Below are 17,550 nucleotides of genomic sequence, written 5' to 3'. Positions count from 1 at the left end.
AAGCCGGGACGCGGATGCCTGTCCGGCACCCTTGTCCCGGGGTTTCGATGCAGCCGATCAATGCGTCACCGCGAAGGCTTCGCGTGCCGCCCGTTCGCTCCGGAAATGGCGCCGCCCCATCAATCCGTGCGCGTTTCCATCGCCATCGACGATGCTCACCGCGACGAACCAGCGGCCATCCAGGCGCCCCATGATCGCCACCCGATCGAGCTCGAAATCCTCCTCATCGGCGCTCTCATAGGTCCCGAGCCAGCGCTCCGACCGCCTCGCATCCCACAGGAAATCGCTTTCCTCCGCCTCGAGAAACCGCTGCGCAAGCGCCTCGCCCGCACCGTGTCCGAACTCGATCTCGAGTCCAGCCACGAGTGTTGCCAACACGCGGTCCGATGCCACGCCGATGGGTTGAAACATGGTCATGTTCGCCTCCTTCGCTTGAAGTCCTCCTCATCGAGGACAGACCTCGCGCGACGGGCGGCGGAGCGGCCGTCAGGGCCGCGGAGGCGCAGCCGGAGCGCCGCGCCAGCGGCGGCGGAGGAACCGATTTTGTTGCGCCGAGACGAACAAAAGCGCGTGCGAAGCACGCTCCAATTCGCAGCAAAATTGGAGGGGCCGCCGGCCTTGCACAGCCGCTCCGCCGTCCGTCATGCTGGGCCTTGCCGAGACGAGCCCTCCCACCTCACCGCAGTCGAGCCGCCGGTGAATGCGTGCGCCGCCGCTTCCATCCGTCCGATCTGACGGTGACTTCGCTTTTGAAATATCATGGAATTTAGGTAGAATGCAGATCGTCATCAGCCAGAGTTTCACGGTCATGAAACAGGGCAGGTCCGTCGCCATCATAGTCGTCGCGCTCGCCATCGGCTTTGCGGCTGGCTTCATGGTGCGCCCCGTCATCGGACCGGCTGCGGGGGACGTCGCGGCTCCACGCGCCACCCAATATTTCGCCGCCAATCTCGATCAGGCGCGCGAAACCGTCGCAGGTTGCCGCGAGGGCACGGTGCGCGGCGACGAATGCGCGCATGCCGAAGAGGCGATCATTGCCGCGGAAGGCCGAAGCCGCACGAAGGCATTCCTGGGAACGCGGCCGCACTGAGCCGCCCGATCGTCTATCGATCGGGCCGATCGGACGACAGCGACACGAACAGGCTGCCGGAAGCTTGGGTACCCGCGCGCGACGGCGATGGTTCCACGGGCCCGCCGCCGCTCCGAAGCGCCACGAACAAGGCCGGCGGCGGCCGCTGGGGAAGTGACGGCAGCGGCCCGGAAGGCGTGCCCGTCACTGTTCCTGTCACCATGGCGAGATAGGCGCGCGTCTCGCTCGGTAGTGGGCGGCCCGAGGCGAGATAGGCGGCATAGCGGCCGGGACCGGCATTGTAGGCGCCGAACAGGCCCGGATAGCCGAAGCGCTCGTACATGAGCCGCAGATAGAACGTGCCGGCGAGGATGTTGTCGCGCGGGTCGTGGGGGTCGGCGCCGAGTCCCAGCCGGGCGCGCAGCTCGGCCCAGGTTCCGGGCATGATCTGCATGAGTCCCATGGCGCCCGCGCGGCTGGTGATCGGGCGTCCGGCCAAGTGCGTGCGGCCGCCGCTTTCGGCGCGCATCACCCGCTCGATCCAGTCGAGCGGCACGCCGAAGCGCTGCGAGGCTTCGCGCGAATAGGGGCGCCAGCGGGCCACTGCGTCGCCCGGAATCCCGCGCTCGGCAGTGTCGTCGGCCTGCGGCGCGGCGGCCGAGGGGATGCCGAGCAGCAGGACGGCGCCTGCCCAGAGCGCTGCGGGGGGGCGGATCATGCGCCGGTCTCCGCGGTGTGCCAGGTCCAGAGTGGATGCGCTGTCCCGACCACGTCCGAGGTCCGGCTTACGCCGAAATAGCGCCCGTCGAACGAGGCCGGGCTTGCCGGATTGAGGAGGAACAGTTCGCCCGCGTGCAGCGTCCGGCATCCGTCCCAGCGCGGCAGCGGGCGACCGAGGCGATCGGCGGCGAGCCGCCGGGCGACGGGTCGGCCGTCGATCAGAAGCAACGCGCCGAACCCGCAGACGCGCATGTCCACGACCGCTGCGACATGCTTGATCGCGGGCACGTTGCGCGGGAGGTAGCGCCGCTCCGCGGCGAGCCTGCGAGCGGATTCGGGTAGCCACGCCACGACCAGTTCGCCCGGCGCCGAAGTGGCCGTCGCACCGATCCAATAGAGGCCGATCGGCGCGCTCGCGCTCGCGTTCCAGAGCAGGCGCGGCCGCGGCGGAAAGGCGATGGTGAGGCCGAGCGCGGCGACGCCGAGCGCAAGCCAGAGGCCGCGGCGGCGAAGCATCCGGCGGCGGCGCCGGTCGCGCCGCAGCGTCTCACCGAAGGCGAACAGCGGCAGGTCACGGGCATCAGCCATGGTCGCCTCCGCGCGCGTTCGCGGCCGACCAGGCCTCGATATCGTCGATATGGTAGCGCCAGGTCCGCCCGTGGCGGCGGCAGCGCGGACCTTTGCCGGCGAGCCGCATCGCCTTCAGCGTCGAACGGGCGATGCCGAGATGGAAGGCGGTCTGCTTGGCGGTGAGGAACGGGCAGGATTCGCGCGCGGCCTTGGCCCGCGCGGCGGCGTCATCGTCCATGATGTTCGGGTCCGGTGCTGGGGTCGTGCGGCCCATTGCCGCGGTGGCCCCAAGCTGGCCCAAGCGCGCCGCCGCCGGCAGGGTCGAAAATCGATGCATGCATTTTCGACCCCCCCATTTCTGGGGACTTGCGCTCCCGCGCCATGGGCACGGGAGCGCTGCCGACTCAGTCGGCCGGGTTCCAGATGATGGCGAAGGCGTCATCATCGTCCTGGCCGGCGGCGCGGCCGAGATTGGCGTAGAGCCGGCGCGGCCCGAACTCGGGGGCGGCGAGGCTCAGCGAGACATAGTCCTTGCCGGACATCTCGCCGCGCCGGACCCAGCCCGCCCCGACCTCGACGCCGCCCGCCGAAACGCGATAGTCGGGCTGCGTGTCGCTGCTCTTCGAGCGGTTGGGCAGGATCTCGATCTCGGTGCGGATCGAGAGCGTCTTGAGCTGGCCCTTGAAGCCCTCTCCGTCGCGGGTGACATGACCGATTGCGGGCATTGATCGTCTCCTTGGTTGCTCGCCCGAACCGTTTCCGGGCGATGGGCGGACCGGAGGAACGGGCCCGAGCCGGACGCGCGAACCCGCGAGGGCCGCAGCGTCAGCGGAGGACCGGAGCGCCAGCGCTTATTTGGAGCGGAGCGGCCGCGAGGAGCCGGCGAAGCCGGCGGGGAAATAAGCGTGCCGCGCGATGGTTTGGCGGGTCCGGCGCCCGTTCCAGGTCATACGCCCACGGAGCCGGAGACGGTGGCGCGGGCAGCCAGGACGATCCTGTTCGCATGGGCATTGGCATGCTCGATGAAGGGCAACGAGGTCCCGGGACGGGCGCGCCGGGGCCGCCACGAAGCGTACTTGTCCCGCCGCCCGATGGGCGATAGCGGCCCGGTCATGGATGTGGATCGGCATGCGCGCGAGCGGGCGGAAGGGAATGGCGCGGCCGGCGCGAGGCCGATCGCAGCCCCGATGATCGCGCTTTCGGCGGTGCTCCTGCTTGGCGCGGCTGCGCCTCCCCGGCAGGCGTCGGTCGCCTATGTGATCGACGGAGATACCTTCCGGCTGGCGAGCGGCGAGCGCATCCGCATCTCCGGGATCGATGCGCCCGAGACGCAGCCCGGCCAGGCGAAATGCGGGCGCGAGATCGCGGCCGGAAAGGCGGCGACGGCGACCGCGCGCGGGCTGCTGCAGGGCCGCACCGCGCGGCTCGGGCGGGTCGGGCGGAGCTACAATCGCACCGTCGCGCGCGTAACTTTGGACGGCCGCGATGTCGCCGGCGAGCTTGTCCGGCTGGGCGCGGCGCGCTGGTGGCCGCGAGGCCAGCGCAAGCCCGACTGGTGCCACGGCTAGCCAGCCGATAGAATGATTTCGATGCCGATACAGCTATCACCGGAGCGCCTCGCAGACCTTCTCATCGACCCACGGGAGAGCCTTGATCTCGAGATCAAGAACTGGCTCGACCTCAGGAACGACAACGATGCCAAGGCTATTTTCGCAAAGGCGGCGCTCGCCCTCGCGAACCACGGCGGCGGCTTCATTCTTCTCGGGCTCACGGAAACCGAGAGCGGGTGCGTCGAGGCGGAGGGGCGGCCCGCGTCGCTGGACGGCTACACGCAGGATGTGATCAACGGGATCGTCCAGAACTATTCCGACCCGGCCTTTCATTGCGCAGTCCATATCGTCGCGCGTGGGGATGACCGGCTCTTTCCGGTCGTCGTGGTGCCGGGCGATCATCGTTCGCCGGTGCGGGCGAAGCGCGCCGGTCCGCACGGGAATATCGTCCAGGACAATGCGATCTATGTCCGCAAGCCCGGCCCGCGCAGCGAGGTGCCGACGAGCGGACAGGACTGGGATGCACTGTTGGCGCGGTGTCTCGCCAACCGCCGCGACGAGATGCTCGACCAGATTCGCGACCTGATCAGCGGCGCGGTTCCGGCCGCGGCGCTACCGGCCGCGCCAGCCAAACTCGACCAATGGATCGAGCAGTGTCTCGCGCGCTGGGATGCACTGGTCGCGAATCTGCCCGCCGATGCCCCCGAGCGTTGCCCGCACGGATTCCACTATTTCGCCTATGAGTTGAGCGGTGATCTCCGCGCCATTCCACCCGGCCAGTTGCCCGCACTGCTGCAGCGTAGCGTCGCCCGTCATACCGGCTGGCCGCCTTTCTGGTTTCCGACGCGTCGCGGCATCGAGCCCTATCCGATCGACGGGGTGGTCGAATGCTGGCTCGGCGGGGACACCGAGCCGGGCACGTTCGGCCAGCGTGACGCCGCGCATTCGGACTTCTGGAGGATTTCGCCGGAAGGCTATGCGTTCCTGCTGCGCGGGTATCAGGAGGATGGATTGGAACAGCGGCCGCCCGCGACGCTGTTCGACGTCACCCTGCCGGTCTGGCGGGCGGGCGAAGTGCTGCTACACGCCGAAAAGCTCGCGGCGAACCTCATCGACGGGCCGGCGACGGTGTCGTTTGCCGTCCATTATCGCGGGCTGGCAGGCCGCTCGCTGACCAGCGTGACCGGCGACCGACTCCTGTTCGACGGACATGTCGCGCGGCAGGACGCCATTACGATGAGGACGACGGTCGAAGCGGCATCCGTTGCGCCCAACCTGCCGGAAATCATCCATCCGTTGCTGGCTCCGCTCTATGGGCTGTTCGACTTTTTCGATCTGCCGATGGTGCTGGTGAACGAGGAACTCGGCAAGATGCGCAAGGGCAACTTCTAGGAAAACACCGCGCGCCGACGCCGGGACGGCGGAGGCGCGCGGCCGGATTCCGGGGCTGTCGGCAGGGAAAAGGCGGGGCGGCGAACCGCCCCGCCCTTGCAGGGCTCAGGCCGCGAGCGGGACCGGCTCGGCCGCCTCCGACGCGGGTGCCGGATCGTGGTCCGGCCGGGCGACTGCGGCAGGCGCTGCGGGTGGCTCGGGCGGCGTGGCGGACACGCGCGCCGCCTCGGCGAGTGCATGCGCGCGCACCGTGCCGACGCCGCCGCGCGCCGTATAGGCGGCGGGCGGGAACGCCATCCACTTGGGGACCCAGCGCTCGCGCTTTTCGCGTCCGTTGGCGCCGTCGAGATGATCGGCGACGATGCGCTTGAGCGTCTTGCCCTTCTCGCGCGCATTGGCGGCGGCGACGGCTTCGCCCGCGACATCGGCGACCAGCGCGGCCAGCACCTCGCGGTCTCGGACCAGTTCGAAGAAGGCGGGATCGGCTTGCCACCAGTCAGCCATGTCGAGGTCGATATGGAGCCCGACCGCCTCGACCGCCGCGCTTCCCGCCGCGAGGCTTTCGCCCATGATCACCGCGATCACGTCCATGACCGCCGCGTCGGGCAGGTCGAGCAGCCGCCAGAACAGCGCCGCGAGCGGGTCGCCGTCCGCGCCTTCCACGCTGCCCTCGACCACGGTCGGTTCGTCGGGCGAGAAGCCGAGCAGGCCGAGCACCGCGCGGCGACGTTCGTCGAACACCGTCTCGCCCTGCGCGGTCTCGACGCTTTCACGGGTCTCGTCGTTGCGCGCCGATTGCGGCTCCGCACGCACGCTCCACAGGTGCGAGCCCGCGATGGCGTGTGCGACCATCAGCCGGAGCGCCACGCCCGGATGGGCGAGCAGCGCCGCGCGCGCGGCGGCGTGGCGATGAAGGTCGATATAGACCTGCATCGGGCCGCTGACCTCGGGCCGGGACGGCTTGGGCTGTGCCGCCGCATCGCCGTCCGAAGCCGTCGCGCGGCGGGCTTCCCTGCGCGAGAGATAGCCTTCGTGGAACACGACCTCGCCGCTGGCGCGCACGTCGATATAGACGCGCCCGCCCTTGCGCTTGGCCGCCTTCTCATATTCCCAGCTATGGAAATGCTCAGACACCGGCACGATCACCGCATCGGCCCATCCCGCGTCCAGATATTCGGCGCGGCGCGCCTCGACCGCCGCATCCTGCGCCGTCCAGAAGGCGTCCGTATCGGCGAAATAGCTGTCCTCGCCGAACAGGTCGGCGATGGTGACAAGCCCGCTCGCCGCGAGGTCGAAAAGCGCATGGCGCACGGCGATCGACTGCCCTCCGAACAGCCACGCCTTCAATTGATGGCCGGTCGGCAGATAGGCGTCTGGATCGTCGGCGAGCGCCAGCCATGCGCGCTGCTGGCTCTTGCTGGCGAGCGTCAGGTGCCGGACGGTCGTGCGGTCGATCTCCTCGCGCGCATACATCTGACGGATGCGCGGCAGGAGGTTGCCGAGCGCGAGGACGCGCTTCACCGTCAGCTCGGGAAGCCCGAAGGTCGCGGCGATGTCCTCGGGCGTGCGGCCTTCCTTCACCAGCCGGGTGAAGGTCTCCCATTGGGTGACCTCGTCGGGATCGAGCCTTGCCAGATTCTCGATCAGCGAGGCCTCGATGGCGGCGGCATCGTCGCCCGCGTCGAGGATTGCGCAGGGCACCGGCTCGGCCTGCGCCGCCTCGTCGGCGACGATCCGCGCGGCGTGGAAGCGGCGGCTTCCGGCAACGATCTCGAACGCCTCGGGCACGTGCCCCTCGGCGTCCTCGGGGCCGGGTTGCGGGCGCACGATCAGCGGCACGAGGATGCCGCGCGCGCGGACGGTGGGCAGGATGTCGGACACGTCGGGCGGGCGCTTGGCGTAGCGCATATTGGCCTTGCTGACGGCCAGCTTGTCGAGTGGGATAAAATCGAGTTTCATGGTCAGCACTCCTTGTGAGTGCCGGTCCGTCGCTCTTTGCGGGGATGGCGGACCGGCTTTGGATAAGCGGCGGAACGCGCCGCGCGTCATCCGCCTTTCCCTTGGCTGGGATCGGTCGGAATCTCGGGGACCGGCGCGGACTCGATGCGCCAGATGATGGCTTGGGCCTGGAGGATCGAACCGACGCGGCGCGCGGTGTCGGCCCAGACCGACAGGCGCACGGTCGTCGAAAAGCCGATGTCGCGCTCGATGCCGAGCCCGAAGGGCAGGCGCAGCGAGGCGATCTCGGACAGGCTGAAATAACCGAGTTCCGGGCATCCGAACCCGAGATCGGCCAAGCCGAACAGCGTGTCGTCGTCCTCGTCGAGTTCGGTCGCGAGCCATGTCGCCGCGCCCAGCGGGTTGAACAGCTTGACCACCGGAACCGGGTCGGGCTCGGGCTGGCCGCGCTGCGCGGCGGCGCGGCGGGTGATGTCGTTGGCGCGCAGCGCGAAGCGCAGGTCGGGGGTGAGGAGGATCATGCCGCCAGCCTCCCTTCCTGTGCCTCGCGGTGCCGGGTGAGCAGCCAGTCGGCCGCCTTGCTGGCTTGGCCTGCGGCGCGGAAGATCGCGCGATTGTCCTCGCGCAGCACGTCGAGCCAGCCCGCCAGATAGTCGGCGTGGCGGACGGTCGGCACGATGCCGAGGCTCGCGCACAGGAAGGCCGCGCCCATCTCGGCGACCAGTTCCTCGCGGGCATAGTCCTTGCTGCCGAATGCGCCGGTCTGGTTCCGGCCGAGCCGCGAGCGATGGCCGGTCGCATGGGTCAGCTCGTGCAGGCAGGTGCGGTAGTAATTGACCTGCTCGAAAAAGGCGGGCTGCGGCGGGACCTGCACATAGTCGGCGCCCGGCACGTAGAAGGCGCGGCTCCCGCCGATGCGGAAATCGACGCCGCTTGCCGCGATCACTTCCTCGGCGACGGGCACGATCTCGCGTTCGGGGAGCGGCACCGGCTCGGGCGCGAGGCCGGGGCGAAGCCCCTCGCACTGCGCCACGTTGAACACGGTGAAACGCTTGAGGAAGGGGATGGCCTTGGCGTCCTCGCCGCTTTCCCGCGCGCGCTCCTTCTCGGCTTCGGGGGTGAAACGGTCGGCATAGACGACGGTGGTCCCGCGCTCGCCCTTGCGGACGCTGCCGCCCGCCTCCAGCGCCTGTTTAAAGGTCAGCCAGCCTTGGCTGGGATAGCCGCGCTCGATCACCGCGCCCCACAGGATCAGCACGTTGACCCCCGAATAATGGCGGCCGGTGAGCGCGTTGCGTGGCAGGCCGGGCGCAAGGCCCGCCGCCTCGGGGCGGCCCCAAGGCTGGACCCAAGGGAAGCGCCCCGCCTCAAGCTCGGCGATGATCCGGCGGGTGACTTCATCGTAGAGGCTGGCGCGGGGTTCGGCCTGCGGATTGGTCTGCTGCTTGAGCTGCCGTTCGGTGCCGGGCTGCGGCTTGCGCCGGGCGCGACGGGTGGGGGTTGCTGGCATTGTCCTCGCCTCCTTTCCCGCCCCAAAACCGCATGGCCTCCCCGGAAAGCGGGGGTGGGCGGCGAGAGGCGACCGGCAAGGCGCGGGCCCGAGCGGCGGCGGCACCCGAAGGGCCGCAATGGCAATGAAGGAGCCGGCCGCACGGCCGGCTTGCCGCCGCCGCGTCCGCGCCTAGGAGGGAGCGCCGCCCACTCCCGCGCATCCGGGAGAGGCCACCGACAGCGCCGCCGCGCGGCAGCGCGGCGACCGCTTCAAGCGCCAGCGATCGTCACCGCCAGGCCGAGACCCGTCTTCCGGGGCTCGGCGGCGAAGGGCGCATGCCCGAGCCGTAGAGCGCGGTCGCGCGCATAGCGCGCGAGGCGCGGCTCCTCCCCGATGACCAGACTATGATCCTGTGCGTACCGCCGAGATCAACTGCAAGAGCGATCAGTTTCTTAACGTATCAGCAGCGCGGCACGGAAGAGTAAGGACAGCCGTCCGCCACGAGTTGGAGTGTTGATACTTTACAACATTTTCTAAGAGACATAGCGTCCAGCTCATTGGGCTGGGGCAACGCCCAATCACGAAACGGGGTGAGCACTATCGCTTCGAACTACAACGCAACCGGGTCAATGCTCGGGTATCTGTACCAGTGCCGTGAGGCGCTGCTACTGGCCATCCTGGAAACAAAATCCCAACCAGGCCTTTCGGTTTCGATCGAGCGTTTCGACGATGTCGCCTTCGAGCAGCACGGCACGGCGACCGAGCAGCTTCAGCTTAAGCATCATGTAAATCCTTCGAGCCTGACCGACATGAGCGTCGACCTGTGGAAGACGCTAAGGATCTGGAGCGAACAGGTCGCCGCGGATCCGCAAGCGCCGTTCGAACGGCGGTTCACCATCATCACCACCGCCCAGGCGCCAGGCGGCTCGGCCGCCGAATTGCTCAGAGCAACGCGGCCTTCCGCAGACGCAGAGAAGACCGCGCTCCGTCTTCTCAAGGCAGCCGCCGTAGCTTCAACCAATCAGGATTCCGCCGCCGGCCGCAAGGCCTTTCTTGCGTTGTCCGAGCAAGATCAGGGCAATCTGCTTTCGGCGATGCGGATCCACGATAACGCGCCCAGCATCACTAATGCGCGAAGCGAGATCGAGGAGCAGCTCTACTTCTCGGCGCCGGACGGGAAGGTCTCGGACCTAGTCGACCATCTCGAGGGATGGTGGTTCGCGCAAGTCGTCACATCGCTTGCCGAGCCGGACACGCTCGCAATATCGCTCCTTGCGTTGCGCGCAAAGATCGATGAGATCGGCCGGGCCTTTCGCAACAATGAACTATTGATCAACCCGGAAACGCTGGCGGTCTCCGCCGACGCCTTGCCCGACTCCGATGACCGAATATTCGTCCGGCAGATGCGCTGTGTCGATGTGGCGGAGGAGTCTATCGAGCTCGCGAAGCTCGACTTTTATCGGGCAACAGCGCAACGCTCGAGCTGGGCGCGGGAGAATGCACTGCTCGACGGCGAGGCGGCCCGTTACGATGCCGATCTGGTCGAGCGGTGGAAGCGGGAGCGCCTTGCCCGCGAAAGCAGCGGCGCGCCTTCGACAGAAGACGAGAAGAAACTGTTCGGTCGCGACCTGTTCCACTGGGCCAACCGCGCGCAGGCACCGTTCCGCAACCGCCATGAACAATGGCTATGCACGGGATCCTATCAGATCCTTGCCGACGGCGTGACGGTCGGTTGGCATCCCGATCACGGTACAATGTTCGGCACCCCTGCCAAGGGCGAGGCCGCATGAGCCTTCTGGTCTGGGACAAACGCCCGCGCGAAGAGGCGCATCTGTTCAACCCCGCCTTCTGCGCTACGGCGCTGCATGAGTTCGTAAAGGAGTATCAGAAGGCGAAGGGAGCGGCCGCCCCTTATGCCCTGCTGTTCTGTGTTCTTGCGATCGCGGTCCACGGCAAGACTCGGCGCGCCTTGCCGGGCTCAACGCTCACGTCGCTCTATTCGTGGCGCGAGCGCAATCCCGAGGTCCTGGTCGGCTTTGCGGAACGCGCGCGCTCGCTGCGGCCGGTCGTGCAGGAAGCGCTGCGCTTCGCGATCGATCGTAGCGCAATGGCCTTTGCCGATGATGGCGGGGTTACGCTCGGCGCCAAGCCACTGGTAGTCGCGAAGAAATTTGAGGACGCTCTCACCGAGGACGCTCGCGAGTGCATCGCGGCAGCGCGCCTGCTTGGTCGCTGGCTTGCGAAGGCCGGTACGGCATCGACGATCATGGCTGCCTGGGGGATCAAACCGTGAGCATGAGCATCGGGGCGATCGTGCTCTATTCGCATTCAGGCGAGCAGCGCGAGCTCACTTTCAAGAGCGGTTGCCTCAACGTCATCACCGGCGATTCCAAGACCGGTAAGTCAGCGATCATCGACATCATCGACTATTGCCTTGGCCGGAGCAGCTGCAACGTGGCCGAAGGCGTGATCAGGCGTAGCGTTTCATGGTTCGCGGTGCGCTTGCTGAATGGCGACGACGAGCTGTTCGTTGCCCGCAAGAATCCGGGCCCTGGCACGGATACCGGCGGCGAGATCTATGTCCGCCGCGGTACGTTCGACGCGGCGCCGGCGTTCGACGAGCTCGCGCGAAACATGGTCGAACCCGAGCTTATTTCCCTGTTGTCGCGTTTCGTCGGCATCTCGGAGAATGAAAACAGGCCGCAGAGCGGGACGCGACTGCCGTTGCAGGCAACGATCCGGCACGCCTTGTTCCTATGCTTCCAGAAGCAGGATGAAATCGATAACCGCGACCGGCTCTTCCATCGACAGGGCGACCAGTTCATCCCGCAGGCGATCAAGGATACTCTGCCCTATTTCGTGGGCGCGGTCGATGAACAGCATTTCCTGCGGCAGCACGAGCTCGATCTAGCGCGCGAAACCTTGCGCGAACTCGAGCAGCGTGCCCAGCGGCAAAATGAGGCGCGCAACGTCGACATCGCCCGCATCCGCAGGCTGGTGACGGATGGCAAGCGTGTCGGCTTGATCGTCCCTGAGTATGAGCCGGTTGAGATTGATATCGCGCTGGAAGTACTTGATCGCGCCGTGCGCACCGATCTTGCCACCACGGCGGCGTTGCCCGACTTCGGGGATTCCATTAATCGGCTGCGGGGCGAACAGGCGACGCTCAGAAGCGGTCTCGAACGGGTGAACGACGAACTTCGGGCGTCGCGGCTCATGCTGTCCGAACAAAGTGCCTATTCGCGCGAGGGCAACGAACAGCGGGCTCGCCTTAGCTCGATCGGCCTATTCAAGTTCGATGCCGACGGTCATCAATGTCCGCTGTGCGACACGGCGCTCGATGTGCCGACACCGGGCGCCGCACAAGTCGCCGATGCCCTGCGCCTGGTGAGCGATCAACTCGCAGCGGTCGAGGTCGAGCAGCCGCACCTTCAACGTCACATCGAAAGCCTGGAGCAGCGAAAGGGAAAGCTTGAGCGTGAGCTGGTCGAAGCGCAGAATTCGCTGTCACGGCTGATCGCTGATGACGCTCGGGCTAAGGCGCAGCAGGACCTGCTGGTCGACCAAGCACGTGTCATCGGACGCATCGGTGCGTTTTTGGAAGCGGTCCGCCCGAGCGAGAGCGAGCCCGATCTGAAGCCGATGATCGAAACAGCGAAGCGCAAGGTCGAGACGCTCGAGGCGGCCGTCAACGCTGACGATGTTGCCCAGCGGCTCGATACTTATCTCAACCTCATCAGCAAGCAGATGTCGGCCTTTGCCGAGTCCCTCGATCTCGAGCATAGCGGCAGCGAGCTTCGATTAGACATCAAGAAGCTGACGGTGGTCGCAGACACACTCGATGGACCGATACCGCTCAACCGGATGGGAAGTGGCGAGAACTGGGTCGGCTATCATGTGCTCACCTACCTCGCACTGCACTGGTGGTTCAGGAAGCGCAACCGGCCGGTTCCAGCGATGCTGATCTTCGATCAGCCGAGCCAGGCTCACTACCCTGCCGAACGGGATCAGGAGGGCAGTCTCGATCCGCTTGACGACAAGGACCGTCACGCAGTGCAGGCCCTGTTTGAGCTGATGCATCGCGCCTGTCAGGAAATCGATGGCCTGCAATTGATCGTGCTCGACCATGCCCATCTCGCCGATGACTGGTTTGAGGCTTCGATTGTCGAGGAATGGCGTCGCAACGGCTTCCTTGTACCGCCGGCCTGGGACACACGTGGCCGATGACGACCGACATAGTCGCTTGAATGACGCACTCTGGACCCCAAAACGCCCATCGCTCCCCAAGTAGCCAATCAACGCCTCATTCCGATTTATCCAGGCCGCTGCCGGTTTCGGTAAGCGGTTTCGGGACAGCTTCCGGGCCCCGGGTGAGAAGGTGCCGATAGCCGCCCTGGGCCATGGCCCGCGCATCGCGCACCAGGCGGCGGATGCGCGAGCGCAGCGAATCGCGGCCGTCGTTCCAGTCGAGCACGATACGGTCCTCGCCGAACAAGGCGGCGCCGATCTCGCGCTGGCTGGCGCCTGCGGCGAGCGCGTCGTGGACGCGCAGCACCGTCAGCCAGCGATCGACCCGCGGGTCACGGGGGAAGAGTGATCGCGCGAAGCGGCCGCGGCGGCAAAGCTCGAGGAAGCGCCTCAGCGGCAGGATCTTCCGTTCGGCCGAGGTGACGCCGAGCAGGCGATACTGGAGCAGTACGGCTTCCTCACGGGCGATGCTGCCTTCCTCGACATCGACGCGGATGCGGTGCCATCCGTCCGAAAGCACGGCATGCTCGCGGCCGTCGCTATCGGTCGCGAGCGCGAGCCACGGCGCGAGACGGTCGGTGCGGATGCTGTCGGGGTCCGCCGGATCGGACGGCACGGCGATGACGCGCAGCGTGCCGGGGTCGAGATCGGCATGCCAGATGATCCGGGCCTCGGGCGCTGCGCGGTCCGGATCCTCGGCGAAAGTGAAGCCCCCACTGGATCGGTTCGATCCCCGTCTGGGCGTGGCCGCGCGTTGCGTCGCTCGCCCGCGCATACCAGGCTATGTAGCCGGGATCGCGGCGCAGCCATTCCCACATGAGCCCGGCCCGATCTATGCCGCGAAGGCCAGAATAGCGCCGGCCGTCGCGCCACCATCCGGGGCCGTCGTCTTGCGTATTCCCCGTCATGCGCGTGCGGGCAACTCTGCCGTGCCGTTCCGGCGACTCGCGGGCGGCGACCGGCGACGGCGCGGGACTTGCCGCCGCCTCCGCCATTTTGCTTGTTCAAGACATCTTCTTCGTGTGAACTCTTCATGATAATGGCTTGCAACCGCAAGAGTCGCCGGAGGACGGCGTGAGGCCCCGTCTTCCGGCCCGAGTACAAGGGAAAGGGCGGTCTCGGGATATGCGGTGGCTTGAGACGCCGCCCGGGGCCGTGTTGCTGCCCGATGGGCATGCACATGATGGCGATGCAGTTCATCCGCATCGTCGAGGAAGTGAGGACCGTCGACGATCTGACCGCTGCGATGCAGGCGGTGACCGACGAGCTCGGCTTCCAATATTTCGCGCTGACCCATCATGTCGATGTGCTCGCCGCAGAGGGCACGGCGATCCGGCTCCACAATTATCCGGACCGATGGGCCGACTATTACGACCGCAACGCGCTCGGCGTATCCGATCCGGTGCACCGCGCGAGCCACGTGACGAGTGTCGGCTTCTGCTGGTCGCGCATGTCCGAGATGATTCCACTCACCGCCGATGACCGGCGCGTGCTGGCGATGGGCCGCGAAGAAGGCATCGGCGAGGGTTTCACCGTCCCGGCCCATGTCCCTGGTGAGGCGCGCGGGTCCTGTTCGTTCGCGAGCGAGGCGGGCCGGCCGATCGTCGTCGACCTGCTGCCGATGGCGCAGCTTGCCGGCGCCTTCGCGTTCGAGGGCGCGCGCCGGCTCTGGTCCGATCGCGGGCATCTCTCCAAACCGCCGCCGCCGGCGCTCACGGACCGCCAGCGCGACTGCCTCCTGTGGGCGGCGCGCGGCAAGACCGACTGGGAGATCGGCCGCATCCTGAGCGTGACCGAGGAGACGGTCGCGCGCCATATCAAGATGGCCTGCGCACGATACGGGGTAAGCAAGCGAGCATTGCTGGCGATCCGGGCGCTGTTCGACGGAACGCTCACTTTCACCGATATCTTCCGCCGCTGATATTACCCTTTCCGGGAATAGCGGGCGCCGCCGTCCGGGCAGACCCTTGGCAGACCGACAGCCAAGGGAGCCCAGACATGCTTCACGTCATGCAAACGGCCGCGCGCCCGATCCCGGACGGCGTGCTCCGCGCGATGTTCGCCGCGCGCAAATCCGTGTTCGTCGATCTGCTCAAATGGGATGTGCCGGTGATCGACGGCACCTATGAGGTCGACCAGTTCGACGACACTCACGCGACCTATCTGGTGCTCGCCGACGGCGAGGGAAGCCATCTCGCCTCGGCGCGGCTGCTGCCCACCACGCGCCCGCACATCCTCGACAGCTTCTATGGCGAGCTGTGCGAGGCGGCGCCGCCGCAGGCCCCCGACGTCTTCGAGATCACCCGCTTCTGTCTCGATCGCGGCCTTTCGGCGCGCGAGCGTCGGGCGGCGCGCGATACGCTGGTGACGGCGCTCGCCGAGCACGCGCTCGCCCATGGAATCACCGCTTATACCGCGATCGCCGAAATGCCGTGGTTCCAGCAGATTCTCGCCTTCGGCTGGCGCTGCCGGCCGCTCGGCCTGCCGCAGGTGATCGACGGCACAATGCTCGTCGCGCTCGGGATCGAGATCGACGCCGATACGCCGGCAAAGCTCGCCGCGGCCGGCATCGTGCCGTCGATCGACATCCGTGCCGCCTTGCGCGTGGCCGCCTGAAGGGAGAGGCGCGATGACCGAGACCATGATGCCCCTCCTTGAGGGCCACGCGACCGAACTCAAGGAGCGCGGCTATTGCATCGTCGGTGGCGCGCTTCCGCCCGCGACGATCGCTGCGCTGGACCAGGACCTGGCCGAGGATTTCGCGCGCACGCCGTTCTGCGAGGGCGCCTTCTACGGCACCACGACCAAGCGGTTCGGACGGCTCCTGATCCGTTCGCAGCACGCCGCCGCGTTGGTCCGGCACGCGGCAATCCTCGCCACCGTCCAGACGCTGCTCTCGCGCTGGTGCGACCGAATCCAGCTCAACGTCGCCCAGGCGATCGCCGTCCATCCCGGCGCGCCCGCGCAGATGCCGCACCGCGACCAGGATATGTGGCGGGCACCCGCCGGCGAGGCCGAGTATCTGGTCAACGTGATCTGGCCGCTGACCCGCTTCACCGCCGCCAACGGGGCGACGATGGTCTGGCCGGACAGCCACGGCGCGAACGCGCTCATCCCGGAGCCTCGGACCGCGCCGGTCGCGGCCGAGATGGCGCCCGGAGACGCTCTCCTGTTCCTCGGCTCCACCCTGCACGGCGCGGGCGCGAACCGCACGGAGGAGGTGCGTCGCGGCATCGTCGTCGGCTATTCGCTCGGCTGGCTCAAGCCCTACGAGAACCAATGGCTCGCCTATCCGCCCGAGATCGCGCGCGGCTTCCCGCCGGACCTCGCCGCGCTCGTCGGGTATCGCCAGCATCGCCCCAATCTCGGCAACTATGAAGGGCAATGCCCGTCGGTGCTGCTCGACGGGCGCGCGGACGCCCCCCTGGCCGCGATCGACGCGCTGCGGCCTGACCAGACTGCGATGGTCGATGCCTATCTTGCGAGCCAGGCGACATGAACGCGGCCGGCCCGACCGCCGAGCGCATCTATGAGGCCGTGAAGGCATACGTTCTGCGCGGTGCGTTTCGGCCGGGCGCACGGCTCGATCCGGCCGTGCTCGCCGACCGGCTCGGCAGCAGCGTGACGCCGGTACGGGCCGGCCTCAACATGCTCGTCGGCGAAGACCTGGTCGAGACCGGCACCGGCGAAGGCTTCCATATGCCGCTGATCGACGAGCCCGCACTCAAGGACCGCTATGCCTGGAATGCCGAGATACTCGGTGTGGTGCTTCGCAAGCCGGGAACGCGAGCCACGGGGATGCCGCTTGTCGGGGAGTCAGGCAACCAGGCCGTCCGCACAGCGACGCTGTTCACCGACATCGCGCGCTGGTCGCCGAACGTCGAGCATGCTCGGGCGATCGCGCGAATGAATGACCGGCTCCATGCGGCGCGCGTGGCGGAGTCCACGGTGCTGGGCGAGATCGATACGGAGCTCGACGAGATCGCAGGGGCGGCTGGGCGCCGCGACAGCGCCAGGCTCCGGCCGCTGCTGGCGCGCTACCATCGGCGTCGTATCCGGTCGGCCGCGGCCATCCTGCGCCGACTCTATCGGATGGAAGATCCTCCGGCCGAATAATCGAAGAATCAAAACCGTATTCAATTCGGATCGCCCGTGGCCCTTCCTATCCTGCGCGACGCTGCACGTCCGCAGCGAGAAGGAGAGTGGCATCATGGCCTACGAACACGATGTGATCGATCTCGGTGTCGCCAGCGAAGAGACGCTCGGCGGCGACGGCAAGCTGCCGGATCTCGTCCGCGAGATTCCGGAGACCGGTCTCTCCGACGAGTGACATGACAGGCGCCGGCGTCCGCCCGGGCGTCGGCGTCGTGCCGCGCATCCGCAGTGGAAGGAATGGCGTTATGACCTACGAAGATGACGTGATCGAACTCGGCGTGGCGAGCGAGGAGACTCTCGGTGGCGAGGGCCAGATGCCCGACTTCGTGCGGGAAATCCCGCAGACCGGCCTGTCTGACGATTGATGCGAGCGATGCCGGCGTCCGCCCGGGCGC

At 67.5% G+C, this 17,550-nt stretch carries 22 protein-coding genes; 12 read left to right on the top strand and 10 right to left on the bottom strand.

Annotated features, from left to right (window positions below):
- Nucleotides 1–57: 57 nt before the first annotated feature.
- On the bottom strand, nt 58–417 hold the full coding sequence (locus COC42_RS02910; protein WP_096341760.1) for a hypothetical protein: 360 nt from the start codon (nt 415–417) through the stop codon (nt 58–60).
- Between the two features lie 358 nt (nt 418–775).
- On the opposite strand from COC42_RS02910, the gene COC42_RS02905 reads away from it, so the two are divergent.
- On the top strand, nt 776–1,090 hold the full coding sequence (locus COC42_RS02905; protein ID WP_342747279.1) for a hypothetical protein: 315 nt from the start codon (nt 776–778) through the stop codon (nt 1,088–1,090).
- Between the two features lie 13 nt (nt 1,091–1,103).
- Here COC42_RS02905 and COC42_RS02900 read toward each other — a convergent pair whose 3' ends face one another.
- The 4 genes from COC42_RS02900 to COC42_RS02885 form a co-directional block, all read right to left on the bottom strand.
- A complete protein-coding gene (locus COC42_RS02900; RefSeq protein WP_096341759.1) occupies nt 1,104–1,787 on the bottom strand; it encodes a lytic transglycosylase domain-containing protein in 684 nt (227 codons plus the stop codon).
- Entirely contained in the window at nt 1,784–2,377 is a 594-nt protein-coding gene (locus tag COC42_RS02895) for a S26 family signal peptidase (RefSeq protein ID WP_096341758.1), read from the bottom strand. Before COC42_RS02895 ends, COC42_RS02900 begins: the two co-directional genes overlap by 4 nt.
- A complete protein-coding gene (locus COC42_RS02890; RefSeq protein ID WP_342747278.1) occupies nt 2,370–2,696 on the bottom strand; it encodes a helix-turn-helix transcriptional regulator in 327 nt (108 codons plus the stop codon). The genes COC42_RS02895 and COC42_RS02890 overlap by 8 nt, the downstream gene beginning before the upstream one ends.
- Before the next feature lie 67 nt (nt 2,697–2,763).
- Nucleotides 2,764–3,084: a DUF736 domain-containing protein gene (locus COC42_RS02885; protein ID WP_096341756.1), complete on the bottom strand. Its 321-nt coding sequence runs from the start codon at nt 3,082–3,084 to the stop codon at nt 2,764–2,766.
- 462 nt (nt 3,085–3,546) lie between these two features.
- Here COC42_RS02885 and COC42_RS02880 point away from each other — a divergent pair, with 462 nt between their 5' ends.
- Together COC42_RS02880 and COC42_RS02875 are read left to right on the top strand one after the other, a co-directional pair.
- Entirely contained in the window at nt 3,547–3,927 is a 381-nt protein-coding gene (locus tag COC42_RS02880) for a thermonuclease family protein (protein WP_096343055.1), read from the top strand.
- Nucleotides 3,928–3,948: 21 nt separating this feature from the next.
- Nucleotides 3,949–5,301 (top strand): AlbA family DNA-binding domain-containing protein, encoded by a 1,353-nt coding sequence (locus COC42_RS02875; RefSeq protein WP_096341755.1) that lies wholly within the window; start codon nt 3,949–3,951, stop codon nt 5,299–5,301.
- A gap of 105 nt (nt 5,302–5,406) precedes the next feature.
- Here COC42_RS02875 and COC42_RS02870 read toward each other — a convergent pair whose 3' ends face one another.
- From COC42_RS02870 to COC42_RS02860, 3 genes are all read right to left on the bottom strand, one after another.
- Nucleotides 5,407–7,260 carry a ParB/RepB/Spo0J family partition protein gene (locus COC42_RS02870; protein ID WP_096343054.1) on the bottom strand — a complete coding sequence of 618 codons (1,854 nt, stop codon included), beginning with the start codon at nt 7,258–7,260 and terminating at the stop codon, nt 5,407–5,409.
- Between the two features lie 86 nt (nt 7,261–7,346).
- Nucleotides 7,347–7,781 carry a DUF2958 domain-containing protein gene (locus COC42_RS02865; protein ID WP_096341754.1) on the bottom strand — a complete coding sequence of 145 codons (435 nt, stop codon included), beginning with the start codon at nt 7,779–7,781 and terminating at the stop codon, nt 7,347–7,349.
- Entirely contained in the window at nt 7,778–8,770 is a 993-nt protein-coding gene (locus tag COC42_RS02860; protein ID WP_096341753.1) for an ArdC family protein, read from the bottom strand. Before COC42_RS02860 ends, COC42_RS02865 begins: the two co-directional genes overlap by 4 nt.
- 611 nt (nt 8,771–9,381) lie before the next feature.
- On the opposite strand from COC42_RS02860, the gene COC42_RS02855 reads away from it, so the two are divergent.
- From COC42_RS02855 to COC42_RS02845, 3 genes are read left to right on the top strand one after another with little or no spacing between them, the layout of a single operon-like run.
- Nucleotides 9,382–10,542: an ABC-three component system protein gene (locus tag COC42_RS02855; RefSeq protein WP_096341752.1), complete on the top strand. Its 1,161-nt coding sequence runs from the start codon at nt 9,382–9,384 to the stop codon at nt 10,540–10,542.
- A complete protein-coding gene (locus tag COC42_RS02850; protein WP_096341751.1) occupies nt 10,539–11,045 on the top strand; it encodes a three component ABC system middle component in 507 nt (168 codons plus the stop codon). Before COC42_RS02855 ends, COC42_RS02850 begins: the two co-directional genes overlap by 4 nt.
- 2 nt (nt 11,046–11,047) lie before the next feature.
- Nucleotides 11,048–12,979, top strand: a complete 1,932-nt coding sequence (locus COC42_RS02845) for a DUF3732 domain-containing protein (protein ID WP_096341750.1) — start codon at nt 11,048–11,050, stop codon at nt 12,977–12,979.
- A 76-nt stretch (nt 12,980–13,055) separates the two neighbouring features.
- On the opposite strand, the gene COC42_RS18180 is transcribed toward COC42_RS02845, so the two are convergent.
- Together COC42_RS18180 and COC42_RS18175 are read right to left on the bottom strand one after the other, a co-directional pair.
- Entirely contained in the window at nt 13,056–13,520 is a 465-nt protein-coding gene (locus COC42_RS18180) for a DNA -binding domain-containing protein (RefSeq protein ID WP_380911238.1), read from the bottom strand.
- A gap of 19 nt (nt 13,521–13,539) precedes the next feature.
- Entirely contained in the window at nt 13,540–13,818 is a 279-nt protein-coding gene (locus COC42_RS18175; RefSeq protein WP_380911236.1) for a transcriptional regulator domain-containing protein, read from the bottom strand.
- 365 nt (nt 13,819–14,183) lie between these two features.
- Between COC42_RS18175 and COC42_RS02835 the strand changes: the two genes are divergently transcribed.
- The 6 genes from COC42_RS02835 to COC42_RS17575 all read left to right on the top strand — a co-directional run bounded on the left by COC42_RS02835 (nt 14,184) and on the right by COC42_RS17575 (nt 17,520).
- The gene (locus COC42_RS02835) at nt 14,184–14,921 is read left to right on the top strand and encodes a LuxR family transcriptional regulator (protein WP_096343053.1); all 738 of its coding nucleotides are present in this window, start codon (nt 14,184–14,186) and stop codon (nt 14,919–14,921) included.
- Between the two features lie 77 nt (nt 14,922–14,998).
- Entirely contained in the window at nt 14,999–15,616 is a 618-nt protein-coding gene (locus tag COC42_RS02830) for an acyl-homoserine-lactone synthase (RefSeq protein ID WP_096341748.1), read from the top strand.
- A gap of 13 nt (nt 15,617–15,629) precedes the next feature.
- Entirely contained in the window at nt 15,630–16,499 is an 870-nt protein-coding gene (locus tag COC42_RS02825; RefSeq protein ID WP_096341747.1) for a phytanoyl-CoA dioxygenase family protein, read from the top strand.
- On the top strand, nt 16,496–17,116 hold the full coding sequence (locus COC42_RS02820; protein ID WP_096341746.1) for a GntR family transcriptional regulator: 621 nt from the start codon (nt 16,496–16,498) through the stop codon (nt 17,114–17,116). The genes COC42_RS02825 and COC42_RS02820 overlap by 4 nt, the downstream gene beginning before the upstream one ends.
- A 94-nt stretch (nt 17,117–17,210) precedes the next feature.
- Entirely contained in the window at nt 17,211–17,330 is a 120-nt protein-coding gene (locus COC42_RS17350; RefSeq protein ID WP_141395767.1) for a benenodin family lasso peptide, read from the top strand.
- Between the two features lie 70 nt (nt 17,331–17,400).
- Nucleotides 17,401–17,520: a benenodin family lasso peptide gene (locus tag COC42_RS17575; RefSeq protein WP_176484541.1), complete on the top strand. Its 120-nt coding sequence runs from the start codon at nt 17,401–17,403 to the stop codon at nt 17,518–17,520.
- The last annotated feature ends 30 nt before the right edge of the window (nt 17,521–17,550 follow it).

Source organism: Sphingomonas spermidinifaciens, from assembly GCF_002351485.1.
Classification (GTDB): domain Bacteria; phylum Pseudomonadota; class Alphaproteobacteria; order Sphingomonadales; family Sphingomonadaceae; genus Sphingomonas; species Sphingomonas spermidinifaciens.
The sequence above is the reverse complement of the archived record's forward strand: the minus strand, read 5'-3'. Positions and strand labels throughout refer to the sequence as shown.